Annotated in this window: 21 protein-coding genes, 1 tRNA gene and 1 pseudogene; 5 read left to right on the forward strand and 18 right to left on the reverse strand. The window is 73.9% G+C overall.

Annotated features, from left to right (window positions below):
- Positions 1 to 62: 62 nt before the first annotated feature.
- Both ACIBA9_RS28385 and ACIBA9_RS28390 read left to right on the forward strand, forming a co-directional pair.
- Entirely contained in the window at positions 63 to 731 is a 669-nt protein-coding gene (locus tag ACIBA9_RS28385) for an MOSC domain-containing protein (RefSeq protein ID WP_399367338.1), read from the forward strand.
- A 74-nt stretch (positions 732 to 805) separates the two neighbouring features.
- Entirely contained in the window at positions 806 to 1,579 is a 774-nt protein-coding gene (locus ACIBA9_RS28390; RefSeq protein ID WP_399367340.1) for an SDR family NAD(P)-dependent oxidoreductase, read from the forward strand.
- 189 nt (positions 1,580 to 1,768) lie between these two features.
- On the opposite strand, the gene groL is transcribed toward ACIBA9_RS28390, so the two are convergent.
- The 4 genes from groL to ACIBA9_RS28410 all read right to left on the reverse strand — a co-directional run bounded on the left by groL (position 1,769) and on the right by ACIBA9_RS28410 (position 5,821).
- Positions 1,769 to 3,391: a chaperonin GroEL gene (gene groL / locus ACIBA9_RS28395; protein WP_399367342.1), complete on the reverse strand. Its 1,623-nt coding sequence runs from the start codon at positions 3,389 to 3,391 to the stop codon at positions 1,769 to 1,771.
- A 125-nt stretch (positions 3,392 to 3,516) separates the two neighbouring features.
- On the reverse strand, positions 3,517 to 3,825 hold the full coding sequence (gene groES, locus ACIBA9_RS28400) for a co-chaperone GroES (RefSeq protein WP_004955293.1): 309 nt from the start codon (positions 3,823 to 3,825) through the stop codon (positions 3,517 to 3,519).
- A 257-nt stretch (positions 3,826 to 4,082) separates the two neighbouring features.
- On the reverse strand, positions 4,083 to 4,901 hold the full coding sequence (locus ACIBA9_RS28405) for a polysaccharide deacetylase family protein (protein ID WP_399367344.1): 819 nt from the start codon (positions 4,899 to 4,901) through the stop codon (positions 4,083 to 4,085).
- Positions 4,898 to 5,821, reverse strand: coding sequence for a polysaccharide deacetylase family protein (locus tag ACIBA9_RS28410; protein WP_399367346.1), 924 nt, complete (start codon positions 5,819 to 5,821; stop codon positions 4,898 to 4,900). The genes ACIBA9_RS28405 and ACIBA9_RS28410 overlap by 4 nt, the downstream gene beginning before the upstream one ends.
- 90 nt (positions 5,822 to 5,911) lie before the next feature.
- On the opposite strand from ACIBA9_RS28410, the gene ACIBA9_RS28415 reads away from it, so the two are divergent.
- Complete coding sequence (locus ACIBA9_RS28415; protein ID WP_399367348.1) at positions 5,912 to 7,111, forward strand: methyltransferase domain-containing protein; 1,200 nt, start codon at positions 5,912 to 5,914, stop codon at positions 7,109 to 7,111.
- Between the two features lie 6 nt (positions 7,112 to 7,117).
- Here ACIBA9_RS28415 and ACIBA9_RS28420 read toward each other — a convergent pair whose 3' ends face one another.
- The 8 genes and pseudogenes from ACIBA9_RS28420 to tsaB form a co-directional block, all read right to left on the reverse strand.
- A complete protein-coding gene (locus tag ACIBA9_RS28420; RefSeq protein WP_399367350.1) occupies positions 7,118 to 8,467 on the reverse strand; it encodes an RNA polymerase sigma factor in 1,350 nt (449 codons plus the stop codon).
- Positions 8,468 to 8,513: 46 nt separating this feature from the next.
- Positions 8,514 to 8,870: a YciI family protein gene (locus ACIBA9_RS28425; protein ID WP_362150539.1), complete on the reverse strand. Its 357-nt coding sequence runs from the start codon at positions 8,868 to 8,870 to the stop codon at positions 8,514 to 8,516.
- Between the two features lie 165 nt (positions 8,871 to 9,035).
- Positions 9,036 to 9,256, reverse strand: a pseudogene (locus tag ACIBA9_RS28430) (LytR family transcriptional regulator); the annotation flags it as partial.
- A 128-nt stretch (positions 9,257 to 9,384) separates the two neighbouring features.
- Positions 9,385 to 9,457 (reverse strand) — tRNA-Gly (locus ACIBA9_RS28435).
- Between the two features lie 73 nt (positions 9,458 to 9,530).
- A complete protein-coding gene (locus ACIBA9_RS28440; protein WP_399367352.1) occupies positions 9,531 to 9,788 on the reverse strand; it encodes a hypothetical protein in 258 nt (85 codons plus the stop codon).
- A complete protein-coding gene (gene tsaD / locus ACIBA9_RS28445; RefSeq protein WP_399367354.1) occupies positions 9,785 to 10,882 on the reverse strand; it encodes a tRNA (adenosine(37)-N6)-threonylcarbamoyltransferase complex transferase subunit TsaD in 1,098 nt (365 codons plus the stop codon). Before tsaD ends, ACIBA9_RS28440 begins: the two co-directional genes overlap by 4 nt.
- Positions 10,875 to 11,372, reverse strand: coding sequence for a ribosomal protein S18-alanine N-acetyltransferase (rimI, locus tag ACIBA9_RS28450; RefSeq protein WP_362151363.1), 498 nt, complete (start codon positions 11,370 to 11,372; stop codon positions 10,875 to 10,877). Before rimI ends, tsaD begins: the two co-directional genes overlap by 8 nt.
- 29 nt (positions 11,373 to 11,401) lie before the next feature.
- Positions 11,402 to 12,058: a tRNA (adenosine(37)-N6)-threonylcarbamoyltransferase complex dimerization subunit type 1 TsaB gene (tsaB, locus tag ACIBA9_RS28455; protein WP_399367356.1), complete on the reverse strand. Its 657-nt coding sequence runs from the start codon at positions 12,056 to 12,058 to the stop codon at positions 11,402 to 11,404.
- Between the two features lie 113 nt (positions 12,059 to 12,171).
- Here tsaB and ACIBA9_RS28460 point away from each other — a divergent pair, with 113 nt between their 5' ends.
- A complete protein-coding gene (locus ACIBA9_RS28460; RefSeq protein ID WP_362150529.1) occupies positions 12,172 to 12,732 on the forward strand; it encodes a hypothetical protein in 561 nt (186 codons plus the stop codon).
- Positions 12,733 to 12,745: 13 nt separating this feature from the next.
- Here ACIBA9_RS28460 and ACIBA9_RS28465 read toward each other — a convergent pair whose 3' ends face one another.
- The 6 genes from ACIBA9_RS28465 to ACIBA9_RS28490 all read right to left on the reverse strand — a co-directional run bounded on the left by ACIBA9_RS28465 (position 12,746) and on the right by ACIBA9_RS28490 (position 18,142).
- Positions 12,746 to 12,940, reverse strand: a complete 195-nt coding sequence (locus tag ACIBA9_RS28465; protein ID WP_399367358.1) for a hypothetical protein — start codon at positions 12,938 to 12,940, stop codon at positions 12,746 to 12,748.
- Between the two features lie 130 nt (positions 12,941 to 13,070).
- On the reverse strand, positions 13,071 to 13,592 hold the full coding sequence (gene tsaE / locus ACIBA9_RS28470) for a tRNA (adenosine(37)-N6)-threonylcarbamoyltransferase complex ATPase subunit type 1 TsaE (RefSeq protein WP_362150524.1): 522 nt from the start codon (positions 13,590 to 13,592) through the stop codon (positions 13,071 to 13,073).
- Complete coding sequence (locus ACIBA9_RS28475) at positions 13,549 to 14,817, reverse strand: alpha/beta fold hydrolase (RefSeq protein ID WP_399367361.1); 1,269 nt, start codon at positions 14,815 to 14,817, stop codon at positions 13,549 to 13,551. The genes tsaE and ACIBA9_RS28475 overlap by 44 nt, the downstream gene beginning before the upstream one ends.
- Positions 14,818 to 14,928: 111 nt before the next feature.
- A complete protein-coding gene (gene alr / locus ACIBA9_RS28480) occupies positions 14,929 to 16,095 on the reverse strand; it encodes an alanine racemase (protein ID WP_399367363.1) in 1,167 nt (388 codons plus the stop codon).
- A 199-nt stretch (positions 16,096 to 16,294) separates the two neighbouring features.
- On the reverse strand, positions 16,295 to 17,725 hold the full coding sequence (locus tag ACIBA9_RS28485; RefSeq protein WP_399367365.1) for an NAD(P)H-hydrate dehydratase: 1,431 nt from the start codon (positions 17,723 to 17,725) through the stop codon (positions 16,295 to 16,297).
- Positions 17,726 to 17,770: 45 nt separating this feature from the next.
- Complete coding sequence (locus ACIBA9_RS28490; protein ID WP_362150513.1) at positions 17,771 to 18,142, reverse strand: holo-ACP synthase; 372 nt, start codon at positions 18,140 to 18,142, stop codon at positions 17,771 to 17,773.
- A gap of 68 nt (positions 18,143 to 18,210) precedes the next feature.
- On the opposite strand from ACIBA9_RS28490, the gene ACIBA9_RS28495 reads away from it, so the two are divergent.
- Complete coding sequence (locus ACIBA9_RS28495; RefSeq protein WP_399367367.1) at positions 18,211 to 18,990, forward strand: SDR family NAD(P)-dependent oxidoreductase; 780 nt, start codon at positions 18,211 to 18,213, stop codon at positions 18,988 to 18,990.
- Positions 18,991 to 19,951: the final 961 nt, after the last annotated feature.

A 19,951-nucleotide genomic window follows, 5' to 3' on the forward strand; every position in this document is an offset into this window, starting at 1 on the left:
GCTTGGAGAGGTCTACAGATATTCGCTCGACGCTTTGATTATGTTCCCGTACCGTTCCGGGCATGAAGCTTCTCTCCGTCAATATCGGCCGCCCGCGCCCGGTGCCGTACACGGACCAGGCCGAGGGCGTGACCGGCATCGACAAGAAGCCGGTCGACGGGCCGGTGCGGGTGACGGCGCCGGGGCCCAGAGGCGTCGGCGCGAGCGGGCTGGCCGGGGACGCGGTGTGCGACGTGCGGCACCACGGCGGCTACGACCAGGCGGTCTACGCGTACGCGCGCGAGGACCTCGACGAGTGGGAGCGCGAGCTCGGCCGCGCCCTGGCCAACGGCTGCTTCGGGGAGAACCTGACGACGGACGGGCTGGACGTCTCCGGCGCGCTGATCGGCGAGCGCTGGCGGGTCGGCCCCGAGGTGGTGCTGGAGGTGACCTCGGGGCGGATCCCGTGCCGTACGTTCCAGGGCCATCTGGGCGAGCGGGGATGGGTGAAGAGGTTCACCCGGAAGGGCGTGACCGGCGCCTACCTCCGGGTGATCGAACCGGGCGAGATCCGGACGGGCGATCCGGTCGAGATCGTGCACCGGCCGGAGCACGGGGTGACGGCGGCGATGCAGTTCCGCGCGGTCACCACCGAGCGGGAGCAGTTGCCGCGGCTGCTGGCGGCGGGCGACGCGTTGCACGCGGAGACACTGGCGGCGGCCCGCAAGTACGTGGAGATGTACGGGGCCTGAGCGGGCGTCGGCGCGGCCGTGACGGCGGTCGGCGCGGGCGGTGCGCCGTCGGCCCGGGTCACTACCCTTGGGCCATGACAACGGCTCTGATTACGGGATCGACCGCGGGGATCGGCGCCGCGTTCGCGCGGCGGCTGGCGGCGGACGGACACGACCTCGTCCTGGTGGCGCGCGACACCAAGCGGCTGCGCGAGCAGGCGACCGAACTGCACGACCGGCACGGCATCGAGGTGGAGGTGCTGACCGCCGACCTGTCCGAGGACAAGGGCATCGAGGCGGTGGCCGACCGGCTCGGTGACCGGAGGAGGCCGGTCGACCTGCTGGTCAACAACGCCGGTTTCGGCAACAAGGGCCGCTATCTGGACGTACCGATGCCGGATGAGCTGAAGATGCTCAAGGTGCACTGCGAGGCGGTGCTCCGGCTGACGTCGGCGGCGACCGCCGCGATGCGCGAGCGCGGGCGGGGCGGGGTGGTCAACGTCGCCTCGGTGGCCGCCTTCGTGCCCCGGGGCACCTATGGCGCGTCCAAGGCGTGGGTCGTGCAGTTCACGCAGGGCGCGGCGAAGGACCTGGCGGGCACCGGGGTGCGGCTGATGGCGCTGTGCCCGGGTTTCGTGCGCACCGAGTTCCACGAGCGGGCCGGGATGGGCACGGACAACATCCCCGGGTGGATGTGGCTGGACGCCGACAAGCTGGTCGCGGCGGCGCTGGCCGATCTGGCGCGCGGCAAGTCCCTGTCCGTCCCCGACCCGCGCTACAAGGCGCTGATGGGCCTGGTGAAGGTGACGCCCCGGGGGCTGATGGGCGGTCTCTCCTCCAGGACCGGCCGCAAGTACGGCCCCCAGTAGCGGCGCCGGCCGGGCGGCGGGGGGGCGCCGCCCGAGCGGAGGGCGGCCGTCCCGGAGGCGGCCCCGCCTCGCGCGGGGGTCACCGGGCGGCGCCGGTCCGGGCGGTGTCGCGGCGCGAACGGGCGCTCGCGGACAGGGCGAAGGCCCGGCACCGGGGCGGTGTCGGGCCTTCGCTCGGGAGCGTTCGGCTCAGTGGGAGTGGCCGTGGCCGTGGCCCGCGTCCGCCGGCTCCTCTTCCTTCTTCTCGACGACCAGGGTCTCGGTCGTGAGCAGCAGGGAGGCGATGGAGGCGGCGTTCTCCAGGGCCGAGCGGGTGACCTTGACCGGGTCGATGACGCCGGCCTTGATCAGGTCGCCGTACTCGCCGGTGGCGGCGTTGTAGCCCTGCCCCTTGTCCAGGTCCTTGACCTTGGACACGATGACGTAGCCCTCCTGGCCGGCGTTCTCGCCGATCCAGCGCAGCGGCTCGACCGCGGCGTTGCGGACGACCGCGACACCGGTGGCCTCGTCGCCGGTCTTGTCGAGGTTGCCCTCGAGGACCTTGGAGGCGTGCACCAGGGCGGAGCCACCACCGGAGACGATGCCCTCCTCGACCGCGGCGCGGGTCGCGGAGATGGCGTCCTCCAGACGGTGCTTCTTCTCCTTCAGCTCCACCTCGGTGGCGGCGCCGACCTTGATCACGCACACGCCGCCGGCCAGCTTCGCGAGGCGCTCCTGGAGCTTCTCGCGGTCCCAGTCGGAGTCCGTGTTCTCGATCTCGGCCTTGATCTGGGCGATGCGGCCCTGGACGGCCGCGGAGTCGCCGGCGCCGTCCACGATCGTGGTGTCGTCCTTGGTGACGGTGACGCGGCGGGCGGAGCCCAGCACGTCGAGACCGACCTGGTCGAGCTTGAGGCCGACCTCCTCGGAGATGACCGTGGCGCCGGTGAGGACCGCCATGTCCTCCAGCATCGCCTTGCGGCGGTCGCCGAAGCCGGGGGCCTTCACCGCGACGGCGTTGAAGGTGCCGCGGATCTTGTTGACGACCAGGGTCGACAGGGCCTCGCCCTCGACGTCCTCGGCGATGATCAGCAGCGGCTTGGACGCACCCGCCTGGATGACCTTCTCCAGCAGCGGCAGCAGGTCGGCGATCGCGCTGATCTTGCCCTGGGTGATCAGGATGTACGGGTCGTCGAGGACGGCCTCCATACGCTCCTGGTCGGTGACGAAGTAGGGCGACAGGTAGCCCTTGTCGAAGGCCATGCCCTCGGTGAAGTCCAGCTCCAGACCGAAGGTGTTGGACTCCTCGACGGTGATGACACCGTCCTTGCCGACCTTGTCCATCGCCTCGGCGATCAGCTCGCCGACCTGCTGGTCCTGGGCGGACAGCGCGGCCACGGCGGCGATGTCGGACTTCTCGTCGATCGGGCGGGCCGTGGCGAGCAGCTCCTCGCAGACGGCCTTGACGGCGGCGTCGATGCCCTTCTTCAGGGCGGCCGGGGAGGCGCCGGCGGCGACGTTGCGCAGGCCCTCGCGGACCAGCGCCTGGGCCAGCACGGTGGCGGTGGTGGTGCCGTCACCAGCGATGTCGTTGGTCTTGGTGGCCACCTCCTTCACCAGCTGGGCGCCGAGGTTCTCGAACGGGTCCTCGATCTCGACCTCGCGGGCGATCGTGACACCGTCGTTGGTGATGGTCGGGGCGCCGAACTTCTTGTCGATGACGACGTTGCGGCCGCGGGGGCCGATCGTCACCTTCACCGTGTCGGCCAGCTTGTTGACGCCGCGCTCGAGGGCGCGACGGGCGTCCTCGTCGAACTTCAGGATCTTCGCCATGACAGCGGGAGCCCTCTCGGGAATGTAGGGGTAAAAAGACACTGCGCCCCGGACGCCCGGCTTCTTTAACGGTCGCGGGGGGCCAGGGGCGCAGCTTCAGAGCAAAGGTCTGCTCGAGGTGGTGGCTACTTCTCGATGATCGCGAGCACGTCGCGAGCCGAGAGGACGAGGTACTCGTCGCCGTTGTACTTCACCTCGGTGCCGCCGTACTTGCTGTACAGGACGACGTCGCCGACCTTGACGTCGAGCGGAAGACGCTCGCCGTTCTCGAACCGGCCCGGGCCCACGGCGAGGACGGCACCCTCCTGGGGCTTCTCCTTCGCAGTGTCCGGGATGACCAGGCCAGAGGCCGTGGTCTGCTCGGCGTCCAGCGGCTGGACCACGATGCGGTCCTCGAGCGGCTTGATGGCAACCTTGGAGCTGGCGGTCGTCACGATCCGACCTCCCCCTTCGGAGATCTCACGGGGTTAACTGTCTGAGGTGGCGACCAGGTGGATCCGTCGTCGCGGGTGCCGGACCTGCCCGTCGCGTAGTTGGCACTCTCGACTGCCGAGTGCCAGAGCCGAGACTATGACTGCGATTAGCACTCGGTCAAGCGGAGTGCCAATGTCGTGCCGCGCGTCGGCCGGTTCCGGCCCGGTGCGGGCAGGCGCGGAGCGGTGCCGCGGGGGCCGGATCGCCCGCGCCGGTCCTACAGATAGTCCTCGAGCCGCCCGACCGTCAGCCCCCGGCGCTGCGCCCCGCGCAGGACCCCGGCCGTGCGTTCCCGCAGGTTCGGGCCGGTGGACTCGTCCGGGCCGACCAGGACGATGTCGCCGGGGGCGAGGTGGTGGTCGCCGCGGCTGAAGACGAGGTCGGCCGGGGTCATCGCGGCGCGCCACAGGACGACCGCGGAGATGCCGCAGCGGGCCGCCGCGCGCAGGGTGGTGGCGTCGTAGGCGCCGTAGGGCGGGCGGAAGAGGCGCGGGCGGACGCCCAGCCGGGAGGCGAGTCGGTCCTGCTGGCCGCAGATCTCCGCGCGCTGCCCGGCGTAGGGCTGCCCGGCGAGCGCGCGGTGGTCGAGGGTGTGGTTCTCGATGCCGGCGCCGAGTCCGTGCAGCCGGGCGAAGTGGCCGTAGCCGGGGCCGACGACGCTGTCGGTGAGGAACATGCTGACCGGCAGCCGCAGTTCGCGGACCATGTCGACGAAGCGGGGATCGCGCTCCGCGCCGTCGTCGTAGGTGAGGAAGACGACCGGGTCGCGGGTGGGGACGTGGTCCAGGACGCGGGGCAGGTGGTGGGCCGTCCCGTCCGGGGTGAGGCCGAGGGGCCGGGCGGCCGGGCGGGGCGGGCGGGGCAGGGGCTCGGTCAGGCCCCAGTGGCGGTAGTTGCGGTCGGGTGCGGGGCCGTGCGGGCGCACCCCTTCGGCCGCCTTCTTGCCGAGGCGTTCGATGGGGTCGACGGACTGGGCGCAGCCCGCTAGGAGGAGGGCCGCTGCGAGCGCCGCGGCCAGGCCCCGCGCCCGCGTCACAGGTAGTCCTCCAGGCGGGCCACGGCGTAGCCCTCGCGCGTGACCTTGTCCAGGAAGCGGCGCATGTCGTCGACCATCGTGCCGTCCCACTCGTCCCGGCCGCGGAAGTGGGTGAGGACGATGTCGCCGCGCCGCAGCTTCTGGTCGTCCTCGCGGTACTCCCAGTGGTCGACGTAGACCTCCTCGTTCCAGATCGGCGCGTACCGGATGCCGCAGGACTTGGCGGCGACCAGGGTGTCCTGGTTGTAGTTGCCGTAGGGCGGCCGGAAGACGGTCGGCGCCTTGCCGAACTGCTTCCTCATGATGTCCTGCATGCCGCAGATCTCGGTTTTCTGCTCCTCGTAGGACAGACCGGGCAGATAGGGGTGGTGCAGCGTGTGGTTGTTGAGGGTGTTGCCGTAGTCCCGCATCTTCCGGAAGTAGCCGTAGTCGTCCTTCACCAGGTAGTTGCTGAGGAAGGCGGTGTACGGGATCTTCAGCTCCCGCATCATGGCGAGGAACCGGGGGTCCTTCTCCGCGCCGTCGTCGATCGTGAGGAAGACGATCTTCTGCCGGGTGGGGATCGTGGTGAAGACCGGCGGCAGGTTCCAGTCCTCCTGGTGGTCCACCTCGAACCCGTCGCGGGCGGTGATCCTCGGCTTGGTCGCGGGCGGCCGCGGGGGCGTCAGCGGGACCTGGGCCAGCCCCCAGCGCCGGGCGGCGGCGACCAGGCGGGTGTGTTCGGCGGCCTGCCGGGCCTCGGGGCCCAGGGCCTGGGCGGGTTCGCCGGGGGCGGGCGCGGTGCGGGCCGCGCCGGGGCCGGCGCATCCGGAGAGAAGGGCGGCGGAGGCCAGCGCGGCGGCGCCGCAACCGAGGGTCAGCTTCCGGGACCGAGCACGGAAAGATGCCCTGTTTTTGTCATTTTGTACTACTGATCGCATGGTGCCGGATCCTTCCAAACACCGGCCCTGAACCCGGCCCGACACCGCCGCCGGAGGCACACCATCCACCGACTGGCCCACAATGAGCCGGTGAACGACCTCGCCCTCCTCCTCACCCCCGAAGGCCGCGCCCTCCTCGACGAGGTACGCGACACCGAGCCCGCACGGGAGCTGGCCGTGGCCACCCGGCTGCGCCGCGACCACCCGGCGGAACTGGTGTCGGCCGCGCTCGGCCAGGCCCGGCTGCGGCAGCGGGCGGCGGCCAAGTTCGGCGCCGAGGACGCCGGGCGGATGTTCTTCACGCCGAACGGGGTGGAGCAGTCGACGCGGACCAGCGTGGCCGCCTACCGGGCGCGGCGGCTGGCGGACCTGGGCGTGACCTCGGTCGCCGATCTGTGCTGCGGGATCGGCGGGGACGCGATAGCGCTGGCGCGGGCCGGGATCCGGGTGCTGGCCGTGGACCGGGACCCGCTCACGGCGGCGGCGGCGCGGGCGAACGCCGAGGCGCTCGGCCTGGCCGGTCTGATCGAGGTGCGCGAGGCCGACGTCACCGAGGTGGACACCGGCGGGTACGACGCGGTCTTCGTGGACCCTGCCCGGCGGGGCGGACGGGGCCGGATCTTCGACCCCGAGGCCTACTCGCCACCCCTGTCCTGGGCGCTCGGCGCGGCCCGTACGGCGCCCCGCGCGGCCCTGAAGATCGCCCCGGGCATCCCGCACGAGGCGGTGCCCGCCGAGGCCGAGGCGGAGTGGATCTCCGACGGCGGGGACGTGAAGGAGGCGGTGCTGTGGTTCGGCACCGGCGCGCCGGGCGCCGTCCGCGCCACGCTGCTGCCGGGCCCGCGCAGCCTGCTCGGCCGGGGGCTGCCCGATCCGGCCGAGCGGCCGGTGGGCCGGTATCTCTACGAACCCGACGGCGCCGTGATCCGGGCGCATCTGGTCGCCGAGGTGGCCGAGGAGGTCGGCGGCGGGCTCCTCGACGCGACGATCGCGTACGTCACCGCCGACGAGCTGCGGCCCGTGCCCTTCGCCACGGCCTACGAGATCACCGACCGGATGCCCTTCAACGTCAAGAAGCTCAAGGCCCTGCTGCGGGAGCGCGGGGTCGGTACGCTGACGGTGAAGAAGCGGGGCTCCGCGGTCGAGCCGGAGGAACTGCGCCGCAAGGTCAGGCCGCAGGGGCCGAACGCGGCGACCGTGTTCCTCACGCGGGTCGCCGGGGCGCCGACGATGCTGATCGGCGCGCCCGCACCGCCGGCGGCCGGGCAGCGCCGACAGATCGGGGACTGAGAAGCCTCAACACTCGGACTGCTCGGACTGCTCGGGCAGCTCGGGCAGCTCGGACTGCTCGGACTGCTCGGACTGCTCGGGCAGCTCGGGCAGCTCGGACTGCTCGGGCAGCGAGCGCAGTCTCTCCTCCAACAGGTCCCGGTCCCGCTCGTTGCGCGCCAGCGCCGCCGCCCGGACGAACTCCGCCCGCGCCTCGGCCGTACGGCCGAGGCGGGCCAGCAGGTCGCCCCGCACACTGGGCAGCAGATGGTAGTCGCGCAGGGCGGGGGCGGCGGCCAGGGCGTCCACCAGTGACAGGCCCGCGGCCGGGCCGTCGGCCATCGAGACGGCGACCGCCCGGTTCAGCTCCACCACCGGGGACGGGGACCGGGCCGCCAGCAGGCCGTACAGGGTGGCGATGGCGCGCCAGTCGGTCTCCTCGTAGGTGGCCGCGTGCGCGTGGCACGCGGCGATGGCCGCCTGGAGGGCGTAGGGGCCCGGGGCGCCGGAGGCGGTGGCGTCCGCGCGGGCGAGGGCCCTGACGCCGCGGGCGAGAAGCAGGCGGTCCCAGCGGCGGCGGTCCTGGTCCTTCAGCAGCACGGGCGTGCCGTCGGCCCCGGTGCGGGCGGCCGTCCGGGACGCCTGGAACTCCAGCAACGAGGCGAGACCGTGCACCTCGGGCTCCCCGGGCATCAGCGCGGACAGCACGCGGGCCAGGCGCAGGGCGTCCTCGCACAGCCCCGGGCGCAGCAGGTCCTCGCCGGCGGTGGCCGCGTAACCCTCGTTGAAGATCAGGTAGATGACGTCCAGGACGGAACCGAGGCGGGCCGCGCGGTCGGGTCCGTACGGCACCTCGAAGGCGACGTTCCGCGTGGCGAGCGTGCGCTTGGCGCGGACGATGCGCTGGGCGATCGTCGGCTCCGGGACCAGGAAGGCGCGGGCGATCTCGGCCGTGCTCAGGCCGCCGAGCAGGCGCAGGGTGAGCGCGGTGCGGGCCTCGGGGGACAGCGCCGGGTGGCAGGCGGTGAAGACGAGCCGCAGCAGGTCGTCGTCGATGTCGTCCGGGTCGGCGGGCTCCTCGGGCGGGGGCGCGGTGCCCAGGTCGCGGCCGATCTCGGCCAGTTTGCGGGCGTAGGTCTCGCGGCGCCGGACCAGGTCGACGGCCCGGTGCCGGGCGGTGGCCATGAGCCAGGCGCCGGGGTTGTCGGGCACGCCGTCCCGCGGCCACCGCTCCAGGGCGGCGACCAGGGCGTCCTGTGCCAGTTCCTCGGCGATGCCGACGTCCCGGACGATCCGGGCGACGCCGGCGATCACCCGGGGCGACTCCAGGCGGAAGACGGTCTCGATCGCGTGCGCCGCGGTGGGCTGTGGTTCCACAGCCCACCATGCAACACCCCCGGGGCGCCCGGGGCCAAAGGGACGCTCAGCCCTCGGCGATCTCCCGGACCTCGCAGGTCACCGTCCAGAAGTCCTCGTGGACCTGGAGGAACCGCTTGGTCCACTCCAGGGCCTCGGCCTTGTCCTTGCACTGCATGAGCGCATAGCCGCCGACGACCTCCTTGGACTCGGTGAAGGGTCCGTCCGTGACGGAGATCCTGCCCCCGTCCCAGGTCACGCGGGTGCCCTCGGCGGACGGGGTGAGTCCGGCGGTGTCGAGCATGACGCCGGCCTTGGTGATCTCCTCGATCAGCTCGCCCATCCGCCGCATCAGCTCCTCGCTGGGGCCCCCGGCGGGGGCGGAGGACTCGTCGATGCGCACGAGCGACAGATAGCGGGGCATGGTGACTCCTTCGGTCGGGTCGGCGGGGACGTTCTCCCCGCCGCTCACCCATGCGTCGAACGGGCGGGGCCGGGATCGACACGCTCGCCGGGATTTCCCGGAAGTTTTTCCGCGGGCCGTTCCGGCTCGGCTGCCGCGCGGCAGACGCGCATTGCCAGACAGGGCTCAGCGCAGCGAGGCCCACAGGGTGCCGGCCGCCGGTTGTCTCGCGATCACGCGGTCGGGGTCGGAGGGTGCCGTGACGACCGGCATCATCACCGTCTTCACCCGGTCGGCCGTCAGCCCCTCCAGGCTCCGGCCGAGGCCCATCAGCTCGGTGCCAGCTTCTGCTGCAGGCCTATGCGGCCGAGGTCGCTGCCGTCACCGATGCCGTGCCGGGTGCGGGCTTGTCAGGGGAAGCGGTGAGAGCCGGATTTCTCGCGGAATTCTCATCCCGCCCGCCCGCCTTCCTCGGCGCAGGGTTCGCCCCGAACGAGAAGAACCCGCCCCCGGGTGAGCGGGGACGGGTTCTCGATGGAGCGCCGGGCAGGCCTTGCACCTGCATTTCCCCGCAGGAAGCGGGGCGTCTTTCCTTGGACCACCAACGCACTGCGTCCGGACCGGAGTTCCGGCCGTTCGCGATGTGATGATCTTAGCGCAGTCGGGCCGGATTTCCCAACCTCAGTCGTCGGCCACCGACTCGAACCGCCAGCGGTGCACCGCGCGGCTCACCAACTCCGCTTCCGGTTCGGGCAGTTCGGGCAGCTCGGCGTCGTACGGCGCATCCCACCAGGTGATGACCAGCACCCGTTCCCCCGGCGCGCGGAGGATCTCGCGGCGCACCGGCCGCCGTGCGAGGGTCTGGCCGCGCGCCCAGCGCAGCAGCTCCTCGCCCCGCCCCTCGGCGGCCCGCGCCTCCCACATCAGGGCGACCGTCACGAGTACAGGTTCTCCTTGCCGACCTCGTGCACATGGTCGTGGCCGTGGTGGTGGCCGGGGACATGGGGATCGGTGACCGGCAGGGAGGAGTCGGCGGACAGGTCCCAGCCGGAGGCGGCCCGGTTGCGGGCGACCATCTCGGCGCCGAGCGCGGCCACCATCGCGCCGTTGTCCGTGCACAGCTTGGGGCGCGGCACGCGCAGCCGGATGCCGGCCGCCTCGCAGCGCTCCTGGGCGAGCGCGCGCAGCCGGGAGTTGGCCGCCACACCGCCGCCGATCATCAGATGGTCCACGCCCTCGTCCTTGCAGGCGCGGACGGCCTTGCGGGTCAGCACGTCGACGACGGCCTCCTGGAAGGAGGCGGCCACATCGCGGACCGGGACGTCCTCGCCGGCGGCACGCCGGGCCTCGATCCAGCGGGCGACGGCCGTCTTCAGGCCGGAGAAGGAGAAGTCGTAGGCGGGGTCGCGCGGGCCGGTCAGACCCCGTGGGAAGGCGATCGCCGCCGGGTCGCCCTCCTTGGCGTACCGGTCGATGACCGGGCCGCCCGGGAAGCCCAGGTTCAGCACCCGGGCGATCTTGTCGAAGGCCTCGCCTGCGGCGTCGTCGATGGTCTGGCCCATCGGGCGGACGTCGGAGGTGATGTCCGAGGACAGCAGCAGCGAGGAGTGGCCGCCGGACACCAGCAGGGCCATCGTCGGCTCGGGCAGCGGGCCGTGCTCCAGCTGGTCCACGCAGATGTGGGAGGCGAGGTGGTTGACGCCGTACAGGGGCTTGCCGAGCGCGTAGGCGTACGCCTTCGCCGCCGAGACGCCGACGAGGAGGGCGCCGGCGAGGCCCGGGCCGGCGGTGACCGCGATGCCGTCGAGGTCGCGGGCGTGGACGCCGGCCTCCTTCAGCGCACGGTCGATGGTCGGCACCATCGCCTCCAGGTGGGCCCGGGAGGCCACCTCGGGGACGACACCGCCGAACCGGGCGTGTTCGTCGACGCTGGAGGCGACGGCGTCCGCGAGCAGGGTCGTGCCCCGGACGACACCGACGCCGGTCTCGTCGCAGGAGGTCTCGATGCCGAGGACGAGGGGTTCGTCAGTCATTGTTGTCGGTTCCTTGTACGGGGGAGGCGCCAGCGGCCGGGCCGCCGTCGGACGCGGTGGCCAGGCGCATGACCAGGGCGTCCACATTGCCGGGCTGGTAGTAGCCGCGCCGGAAGCCGATGGGCTCGAAGCCGAAGCGCTCGTAGAGCTTCTGGGCGCGGACGTTGTCCACCCGGCACTCCAGCAGCACCTCGTGGCACTCGAACGCGGTCGCCGCGCGCAGCAGATCGGCGAGCAGGCGGCCGCCGAGGCCGGTGCCCTGGCGGTCACGGGCGACGGCGATGGTCTGGACGTCGGCCTGGTCGCCGGAGGCGACGAGGCCCGCGTAGCCGACGATACGGCCGTCGGCCACGGCCACGAGATAGCGCCTGCTGGCCTGCGGGCCCCGGGAGTGGGCCAGCTCGGACCAGAACATCCCCCGGGACCAGGTGTCCTCGGGGAACAGGTCCTTCTCCAGCTCCAGGACCGGGTCGATGTCCCACCAGCGCATCTCGCGCAGTTCGGGAGGTGCCGGCTGAGTCACTTGGGGGTGACCACCTTGTAGTTCTTGGGGACCTGGGCGTCGGGGCGGCGCAGGTACAGCGGCCGGGCCGCCGGCAGCTCCTCGCCCGCGGCGAGCCGTTCGGCGGCCAGCGCGGCGAGGGCGGCGGCGGAGACGTGCTGGGGCTCGTGCACGCTCGGGAACGTGTCCGGGTAGAGCAGCGCGCCCGCGCCGACCGCCGGGAGCCCAGCGACCCGCTCGGCGATGTCGGCCGGCCGGTCCACGGCCGGGTCGGTCAGCCGGATGCGGGAGTCGGCGTACGTCGCCCAGTAGACCTCCTTGCGCCGGGCGTCGGTCGCCACGACGAAGGGGCCTTCGGCGATGTCCGCGGCGTAGGCGAGGCCGTCCAGCGTGCACACGCCGTGCACCGGGACGCCGAGCGCCAGGCCGAAGGTGTCTGCGGTCATCAGACCGACCCGCAGGCCGGTGTAGGGGCCGGGGCCGACGCCGACGACGATCCCGGTGACCGCCTCCAGCCTCAGCCCGGCATCGGCGAGCACACGGTCGACGGACGGCAGCAGCAGCTCCCCGTGCCGGCGCGCGTCCACCCGGCTCGACGAGGCGATGACGTCCGCGCCGTCGTGCAGCGCGACGGTGACGGCGGGCGTTGCGGTATCCAGAGCGAGCAAGAGCACGCGAACAGCCTACGGCGCCCGCGCCGCCCGCATCGCCGTCCGGGTCGTACGGTCACCGGCTGCTACGGTCTGTACGAAGTACGACATATCGCACAAGGCAGGGGTGAGCGCACGTGGCAGGGACCAGCGCGGGGATCGTGGCCGGCCTTACCGCGGCGGCCCTCGGAGCGGTCGGCTTCCTCGCCTACCAGGCCCAGACCACCGTCCCGGCGAAGCTGGGCGGCAGCCCCGGACCGGGCGCCTCCGCCGCGGCGGCCGCCAGCAAGGCGCCCCGCGACCGGCACAACCCGACGGCCCTGCCCGGCGGGACCGGCGCGGGTGAACGGGTCGTGTACTCGGTGGACGACGACCGGGTCTGGCTGATCGACGCGCACGACCGGGTGCAGCGCACCTTCCCGGTGCGGCCGGGCAACCTCGACCCGCTGCCGGGCACGTACTGGGTCTCGTCCCGCTCGAACGCGGTCACCGGCAGCGACGGCGTGCCCATCGAGCACGTCGTGCGGTTCACCAGCGTGGACGGGGTGGCGGTCGGCTTCAGCGCGGCGGTGGGCGACGGCTCGCCCACCGCGGCCGACCCGGGCGTGAAGACCGGCGGCATCCGCGAGACGCGGGCCGACGGGAACCTGATGTGGCAGTTCGCGACGATCGGCGTACGCGTCGTCGTGATCCGCTGACGGGACGGTACGCCTAGGCGGCCGCGCGCCGCTCCTGCGGGACACCGGGCGCCTGGTGGCGGGATCCGGGCGCGTGACGGCGCGGTTCGGGGTCGCGGGGTGGGCGGGAGACGGCGTCCGCGGCCGCACACGACGCCAGCAGTTCGCGCATGGAGATCCCGGCGGGCACGGCAGGCCGGATGGGCTCCGTGGGGCGGGCAGCGGTCATGGACGCCTCCTGAGGTGCGGGGGGCGGGCGAAGTTAGGCACACCTAACTTCGGGCTGGCCACCATGTGACCACGCCCGGGGCGTCCAGCGCAATATGTTGCCGACGGCCTGTCGGAACGTCGGCCCGAGATCAGACCGCGAGGCTCTCCAGCCCGGCGTCGGACCACCGCCCGCCCAGTCCGGTCAGCGTGATGTGCCGTACCTCGTCGGTGGTGTCCCCGACGGCCCGGTGGATGACCACCTGGAGCCGATCGTCGGTCAGCTCCTCGACCTTGCCCTCGCCCCACTCGACGACGATCACCGAGTCGGGCAGGGAGACGTCGAGGTCGAGGTCCTCCATCTCGTCCAGGCCGCCGCCGAGCCGGTAGGCGTCCACGTGGACCAGGGGCGGACCGCCGCCCAGGGAGGGGTGCACACGGGCGATCACGAAGGTCGGCGAGGTGACCGCGCCGCGCACACCGAGCCCCTCGCCGAGCCCGCGGGTCAGCGTGGTCTTGCCCGCGCCGAGCTCACCGCTGAGCATCACCAGGTCGCCCGCGCGCAGCAGTACGGCCAGCCGCCGGCCCAGGTCCCGCATCTGCTCGGGTGAGGTGATCGTCAGCCGGGTCTCAGTGGGGCTGTGCTGTGCTGCTGGTGCTGCCGGATGTTCCATAGCCACTTACGGTAGCCCCTGCCGGCACGGCGCCCGCGCGGGTCAGCAGGTCGGCGAGGCGGTCGGTGACCACCTCCGGGTGCTCCAGCATCACCAGATGCCCGGCGTCCGGCACGAGCACCAGTTCGGCCTCCGGGAGGAGGTCTGCGATGGCTTCGCTGTGCTCGCTGGGGGTGACCAGGTCCCGCACGCCGGCCAGCACCAGCACGGGCATGTCCCGGAAGCAGGCCAGGGCGCCGGTCTTGTCGTGATCGGTGAAGGCCGGGTAGAACTCGGCGACCACGTCGATCGGCGTGGACTCGATCATGCGTTCCGCGAACCGCTCGATGGCCGGGTCGACGTCCCGCCCCGCGAACGAGTACCGCTTGATGATCCCGGCGAACAGGTCGGCGGTGGCCCTGCGCCCGCGCTCCACCAGCTCCGCCTGCTGACCGAGCGCCCTGAGCACCCCGGGCAGGATGCGGCGCACCGCGTTCACTCCGGCCACCGGTAGCCCGAAGTTGACCTCGCCGAGCCGCCCGGAGGACGTGCCGACGAAGGCGGTCGCGACGACCCGGTCCCGGATCAGCTCGGGGTACTGGGCGGCGAGGGCCATCATGGTCATCCCGCCCATGGAGTGGCCGACCAGCACCAGGGGGCCCTCGGGTGCGGCGGCGTCCAGGACGGCCTTCAGGTCGCGGCCGAGCTGGTCGATGGTGAGGGGCACCCGGTCCCGGGTCTGGGCCAGCCCCCGCCCGGAGCGTCCGTGGCTGCGCTGGTCCCAGTGCACGGTCCGTACCACCCCGCGCAGGGCGGCCCGCTGGAAGTGCCAGGAGTCCTGGCTGAGGCAGTAGCCGTGGCAGAAGACCACGGTGACCGGGGCGGGCGCCTTGCGGCCGAAGAGCCGGCGCCGGCGCGGGGAGACGTTCGGACCCGTGTCGGGCTCGGCCTCGTCGACCTCGTAGTACAGCTCGGTGCCGTCGTCGGCCCGTGCCACCGCCGGGGTGCCGCGCAGGGCGCCGTAGGGGCCGGCCGAGTCCAGCGCGAGGCGGGCCTTGCGCCGCATGCCGCGCCCCACCGTCATCCGCTCCACCGCGACGCCGGCCGCCGCGCCCGCGGCGAGCACGCCTATCGCGGCGCCGGCGATGCCGGTCGCCCGGCGCCAGCTCGCGGCCGCCTCCGCGGCAGAGGCCGCGGCCGCCGCGGCGACGACCTCCGCCACGGCCTCCGCGCTGCTCTCGCTCACGTACCGCTCCTCTTCGCCGTACTGCAGTTCGCCTGTGCGGGTGACTCGGATGGTGCCGGCGCGGTGCCCGGCACCCCCGTCACGGAGGTGGCCCGGCCGCCCCCGCACGGGTTACCCGAGATCTTTCCCTTTCACATAGACGCGCGGAACCCGGGTTCCGATGCGTGTGACGATCTCGTACGCGATGGTCCCGCAGGCCTGTGCCCAGTCCTCGGCGGTGGGCTCGCCGCGGTCGCCGGGACCGAACAGCACGGCCTCGCCGCCCACCGGCGGCTCGTCGCCGCCCAGATCGACCACGAACTGGTCCATGGCGACCCGGCCGGCCACCGTCCGCCACTTGCCGTCGACGAGCACCGGGCCGGTCCCGGAGGCGTGCCGCGGGATGCCGTCCGCGTAGCCGACCGGCACCAGGCCGAGGGTGGTCTCGCCGGGGGTGACGTAGTGGTGGCCGTAGCTGACGCCGTGTCCGCCGGGTACGCGCTTGACCAGGGCGAGCGAGGCGCTCAGCGTCATCACCGGGCGCAGCCCGAGGTCGGCCGGGGTGCCCAGCTCGGGTGCGGGCGAGATGCCGTACATCGCGATGCCGGTGCGGACGAGGTCGAAGTGGGCCTCGGGCAGGGTGAGCGTGGCCGGCGAGTTCGCGATGTGCCGCACCTCGGGGCGCACGCCCTGTTCCTCGGCGTACGCGAGCATCTCCCGGAACCGGTCGAGCTGGGCGGTGATGGAGGGGTGCCCGGGCTCGTCGGCGCAGGCGAAGTGGGACCACAGTCCGGTGATCCGGACCAGTCCGGCGCTCTCGGCGCGCAGGGCCTCGGCGACCAGTTCGGGCCAGTCGGCGGGCTGGCAGCCGTTGCGCCCGAGGCCGGTGTCGGCCTTGAGCTGCACCCGTGCGGGCCGCCCGGCGGCACGGGCGGCCGCCGCGACCTCCCGCAGCGCCCACAGGCCGCTCAGCGAGACGTCGATGTCGGCCTCGATCGCCTGCCGCCAGGGGCCGCCCGGCACCCAAAGCCAGCACAGCATGCGCCCGGGCAGGCCGGCCGCGCGCAGCGCGAGGGCCTCCTCGGGCGTGGCCGTGCCGAGCCAGCTCGCGCCCGCCTCGCGGGCCGCTCGGGCGCACGGCACCGCCCCGTGTCCGTATCCGTCGGACTTCACGACGGCCATCAGGGCCGCGCCCGCGGTACGGGCGCGCAGGGCCCGCACGTTGGCGCGCAGGGCGTCCAGGTCGATCTCGGCGCGGGCCCGCAGGGAGGCGGTCGGCACAGTTGCAGTCTCACTCATGGCGCCCCCAGTCTCTCAGAGGGCGCCACGGGCCCCGGGCGCCGTGTCGGATACCCGGCCGCCGGTCCGGCTCGACAGGGGGGCGGGCACCCGGGGTGCAGCCGGGTGCGGCCCGTGCGTGCCCGGTGGCGAAGCCCCTCGCGCCGGTCTTCGGCCGGCCGAGCGTGGAGCGGACAGCGCAGGGCCCGGCGGGTGGTTCTCAGCCGTTCACATTGCGCCAGGCGTCCGGGATGTGTGCCGCCACGTCATGGGACCCGGCCGGCGCCCCGTCGGCCGCGAACCGTCCGGCGAGCCCGTGCAGATAGGCCGCGACGCTTCCGGCGTCCGGTGCCCGCAGTCCGGCCGCCAGCAGCGAGCCCGCGAGTCCCGACAGCACGTCCCCGCTGCCGGCCGTGGCCAGCCAGGGGGTGCCGGTGGGGTTGACCCGGACCGGTCCGCCCGCGGGGTCGGCCACCAGCGTGGTCGATCCCTTCAGCAGCACGGTCGCCCGGTAGACCGCCGCCAGTTCGCGTACCGCGGCCAGGCGTGCCCCCTCGACCTCCTCCCGGCGCACCCCCAGCAGCGCTGCGGCCTCGCCGGCGTGAGGCGTCATCAGGGTGGGCGCCGTGCGGGCCCGTACGGTGTCCCGCTCGGCCAGCCGGAGGCCGTCGGCGTCGAGCAGTACGGGCACCTGCGCGTCCAGCACCTCGGCGACGGTCCGCGCGTCGTCCCCGGCGCCGGGTCCGACCACCCAGGCCTGCACCCGGCCGGCCTTGGCGGGTCCGGCGTCGGAGACGAGCGTCTCCGGGAAGCGCGCGAGGACGGCCTCCCCCGCCGGTCCGACGTACCGCACGGCTCCCGCCCCGCCCCGCAGGGCACCGGAGACGGCGAGCACGGCGGCGCCCGGATACCGGGCCGACCCGGCGGCGATCCCGACGACGCCACGCCGGTACTTGTCGCTCTCGGCGCCCGGCGCCGGCAGCAGCCGCGCCACGTCCGCGTGCTGCAAGGCCTCCAGCTCACCCTCGGCGGGCAGTTCCAGCCCGATGTCGACGAGCCGTACGACGCCGGCGTACTCCCGCGCCGGGTCGACCAGCAGCCCCGGCTTGTACGTCCCGAAGGTGACGGTGAGGTCCGCCCGGACGGCGTCCCCGGAAACCTCACCGGTGCCGGCCTCGACGCCGCTGGGCAGGTCCACCGCCACCACCGCGGCGCTCGACCGCTCGGCGGCCCACGCGAGGCGGGCGGCGTCGGGGCGCAGTCCGCCCTTGCCGCCGATCCCGACGATCCCGTCGACCACGAGGTCGGCCCGCCCGATCAGCTCCTCCGCCGCCTCGTCGGCGGCGACCGAGCCCCCGGCCCGCCGCAGAGCGTCCAGTCCGCCGGCGTGCGCCCGCTCGGGCGAGAGCAGGACGGCCGTGACCCCGGCCCCTCGCCGCGCCAGGCGCGCGCCCGCGTACAGCGCGTCGCCGCCGTTGTCGCCGCTGCCGACGAGCAGCACCACCCGGCTGCCGTACACCCGGCCGAGCAACTCGGCGCAGGCGGCGGCCAGCCCGGCGGCCGCCCGCAGCATGAGCGCGCCCTCCGGCAGCCGTGCCATCAGCGCCCGCTCGGCCGCCCTGACCGTCTCCACGTCATACGCAGTCCGCATGGCACCGAGTCTGCCCCGTCACCGCCGTCCGTCACACCCGGGCGCTCATCCCTCGGCGACCACCACGGCCGAGGCGACACCCGCGTCGTGACTCAGGGACACGTGCCAGGACCGCACGCCCAGTTCGGCCGCGCGCGCCGCGACGGTGCCCTTCACCCGCAGCCGGGGGCGGCCGTTGTCCTCGACGTACACCTCGGCGTCGGTCCAGAGCAGGCCGGGTGGCGCGCCCAGCGCCTTCGCCAGCGCCTCCTTGGCGGCGAACCGGGCCGCGAGCGAGGCGAACCCGCGTCGTTCCCCGCTGGGCAGCAGCAGTTCCCGTGCCACGAACAGCCGGTCGGCCAGCGCCGGCGTGCGTTCCAGCGACGCCCGGAACCGATCGATCTCGGCGACGTCGATCCCGACTCCGATGATGCTCATGGGCCGCAGCCTACGGTCGTGGCCGGGGGCCGGAGGGCGGGCCGGCACGTGCCGCCTACGCTCCGGACATGACATCGAAGGCCTATCTCTCCGACCTGTTCTCGCTGGACGGCCGCGTCGCCCTGGTGACCGGTGGCAGCTCCGGCATCGGCCGGGCCGTCGCCGGTGCGCTGGCGCGGGCCGGGGCGAGCGTGGTGATCGTGGCCCGGAACAAGGATCAACTCGCGCAGACGGTCGACGCGTTGACGGCCGACGGGTGCCGGGCGGCCTGGGTGAGCGGTGATCTGGGCACCCGGGCGGGGGTGCGTGCCGCCGCCGAGGAGGCGGCCGCGGTGTTCGGGGAGCCCGACATCCTCGTCAACTGCGCCGGGGTCAACCTCCGGCCGCCGATGGGCGAGCTGGACGAGGAGGTGTGGGACGCCACCATGGCGCTGAACCTGGAGGCGCCGTTCCTGCTGGGGCAGCGGTTCGGGCCGGGGATGGCCGAGCGCGGCTTCGGCCGGATCATCCACGTCACCTCCCAGCAGGCGCACCGGGCCTTCGTGCACAGCGGTGCCTACGGCGTCTCGAAGGGGGCGCTGGAGTCGCTGGCCCGCTCCCAGGCCGAGGCGTGGTCCCGGCACGGCGTCACCTGCAACACGCTCGTCCCGGGGTTCGTGATGACGCCGCTGAACGCGCGGCTGTCGTCCGACCCCGAGCGGGTGGCGGCACTGGCCGCGCGCACGATGACCGGCCGCAACGGCCTCGCCGAGGACTTCGAGGGCGCGGCGGTCTTCCTGGCCGGCCCCGCCTCCGCATACGTCACCGGCCAGTCCCTCTTCGTCGACGGCGGCTTCTCCGTCCACTGAGGGGGAAGGGGCCAGGAGGAGGGCGGGGGGGGCGCCCTCCGGCTGCGGCATCGGCGACCGGGCGGGGCGCAGGCGCCTCGGCCGTCCGGGAGGACCAGGCCGGAGGATCCGATCGAAGCCGCACGGGCACCGAGGCGAGCGCCGAGAAGGCGCCGGCGACACACCGGCGGACGCCCGGCGGCAGCCGCGGGGGCACCCCGGGACGCCGTGGGGACGCCGCGGGGACGCCGAGGGCAGAACCAGGCAGGAGCCAGGCGGAAGCCCGGCGGAAGCCAAGCGGGAGCCGGACGGGAGCCGGACGGGGATGACGCGAGAGCCCGGCAGGAGCCGGGCGGAAGCCAGGCGGAAGCCAGGCGGCAGCCGGGCGGCAGCCGGGCGGAAGCCAAGCGGGAGCCGGGCGGAAGCCGGGCGGAAGCCTGGCGGAAGCCGGGCGGAAGCCTGGCGGGAGCCGGGCGGGAGCCGGGCGGGAGCCGGGCGGAAGCCGGGCGGAAGCCTGGCAGGAGCCGGGCGGAAGCCTGGCAGGGACGACGCGAGAGCCCGGCAGGAGCCGGACGGAAGCCAAGCGGGAGCCGGACAGGAGCCAGGCGGGAGCCGGACAGGAGCCAGGCGGGAGCCGGGCGGAAGCCTGGCGGGAGCCGGACAGGAGCCGGGCGGGAGCCGGGCGGAAGCCGGGCGGAAGCCTGACAGGAGCCAGGCGGGAGCCGGACAGGAGCCAGGCGGAAGCCGGACAGGAGCCAAGCCGGAGCCGGACAGGAGCCAAGCCGGAGCCGGACAGGAGCCAAGCCGGAGCCGGACAGGAGCCAAGCCGGAGCCGGGCGGAAGCCAAGCGGGAGCCGGACAGGAGCCAAGCCGGAGCCGGGCGAAAGCCGGACAGGAGCCGGGCGAAAGCCTGGCGGGAGCCGGGCGAAAGCCTGGCGGAAGCCCGGCAGGGGTGAAGCGAGAGCCCGGCAGGGGCCGGGCG

This window comes from Streptomyces sp. NPDC051452, assembly GCF_044454765.1.
Taxonomy (GTDB): Bacteria; Actinomycetota; Actinomycetes; order Streptomycetales; family Streptomycetaceae; genus Streptomyces.

Excerpts from the sequence above, each read along its gene's own strand:
- tsaD (WP_399367354.1), bottom strand. The coding sequence starts at position 10,882 with ATGACTGACGAACCCCTCGTCCTCGGCATCGAGACCTCCTGCGACGAG.
- ACIBA9_RS28495 (WP_399367367.1), top strand. The coding sequence starts at position 18,211 with ATGACATCGAAGGCCTATCTCTCCGACCTGTTCTCGCTGGACGGCCGC.
- ACIBA9_RS28385 (WP_399367338.1), top strand. The coding sequence starts at position 63 with ATGAAGCTTCTCTCCGTCAATATCGGCCGCCCGCGCCCGGTGCCGTAC.
- alr (WP_399367363.1), bottom strand. The coding sequence starts at position 16,095 with ATGAGTGAGACTGCAACTGTGCCGACCGCCTCCCTGCGGGCCCGCGCC.
- ACIBA9_RS28490 (WP_362150513.1), bottom strand. The coding sequence starts at position 18,142 with ATGAGCATCATCGGAGTCGGGATCGACGTCGCCGAGATCGATCGGTTC.
- groL (WP_399367342.1), bottom strand. The coding sequence starts at position 3,391 with ATGGCGAAGATCCTGAAGTTCGACGAGGACGCCCGTCGCGCCCTCGAG.
- ACIBA9_RS28465 (WP_399367358.1), bottom strand. The coding sequence starts at position 12,940 with ATGACCGCTGCCCGCCCCACGGAGCCCATCCGGCCTGCCGTGCCCGCC.
- ACIBA9_RS28390 (WP_399367340.1), top strand. The coding sequence starts at position 806 with ATGACAACGGCTCTGATTACGGGATCGACCGCGGGGATCGGCGCCGCG.
- rimI (WP_362151363.1), bottom strand. The coding sequence starts at position 11,372 with ATGCGCTGGTGGGACATCGACCCGGTCCTGGAGCTGGAGAAGGACCTG.
- ACIBA9_RS28485 (WP_399367365.1), bottom strand. The coding sequence starts at position 17,725 with ATGCGGACTGCGTATGACGTGGAGACGGTCAGGGCGGCCGAGCGGGCG.
- ACIBA9_RS28425 (WP_362150539.1), bottom strand. The coding sequence starts at position 8,870 with ATGCCCCGCTATCTGTCGCTCGTGCGCATCGACGAGTCCTCCGCCCCC.
- ACIBA9_RS28410 (WP_399367346.1), bottom strand. The coding sequence starts at position 5,821 with ATGCGATCAGTAGTACAAAATGACAAAAACAGGGCATCTTTCCGTGCT.
- tsaE (WP_362150524.1), bottom strand. The coding sequence starts at position 13,592 with ATGGAACATCCGGCAGCACCAGCAGCACAGCACAGCCCCACTGAGACC.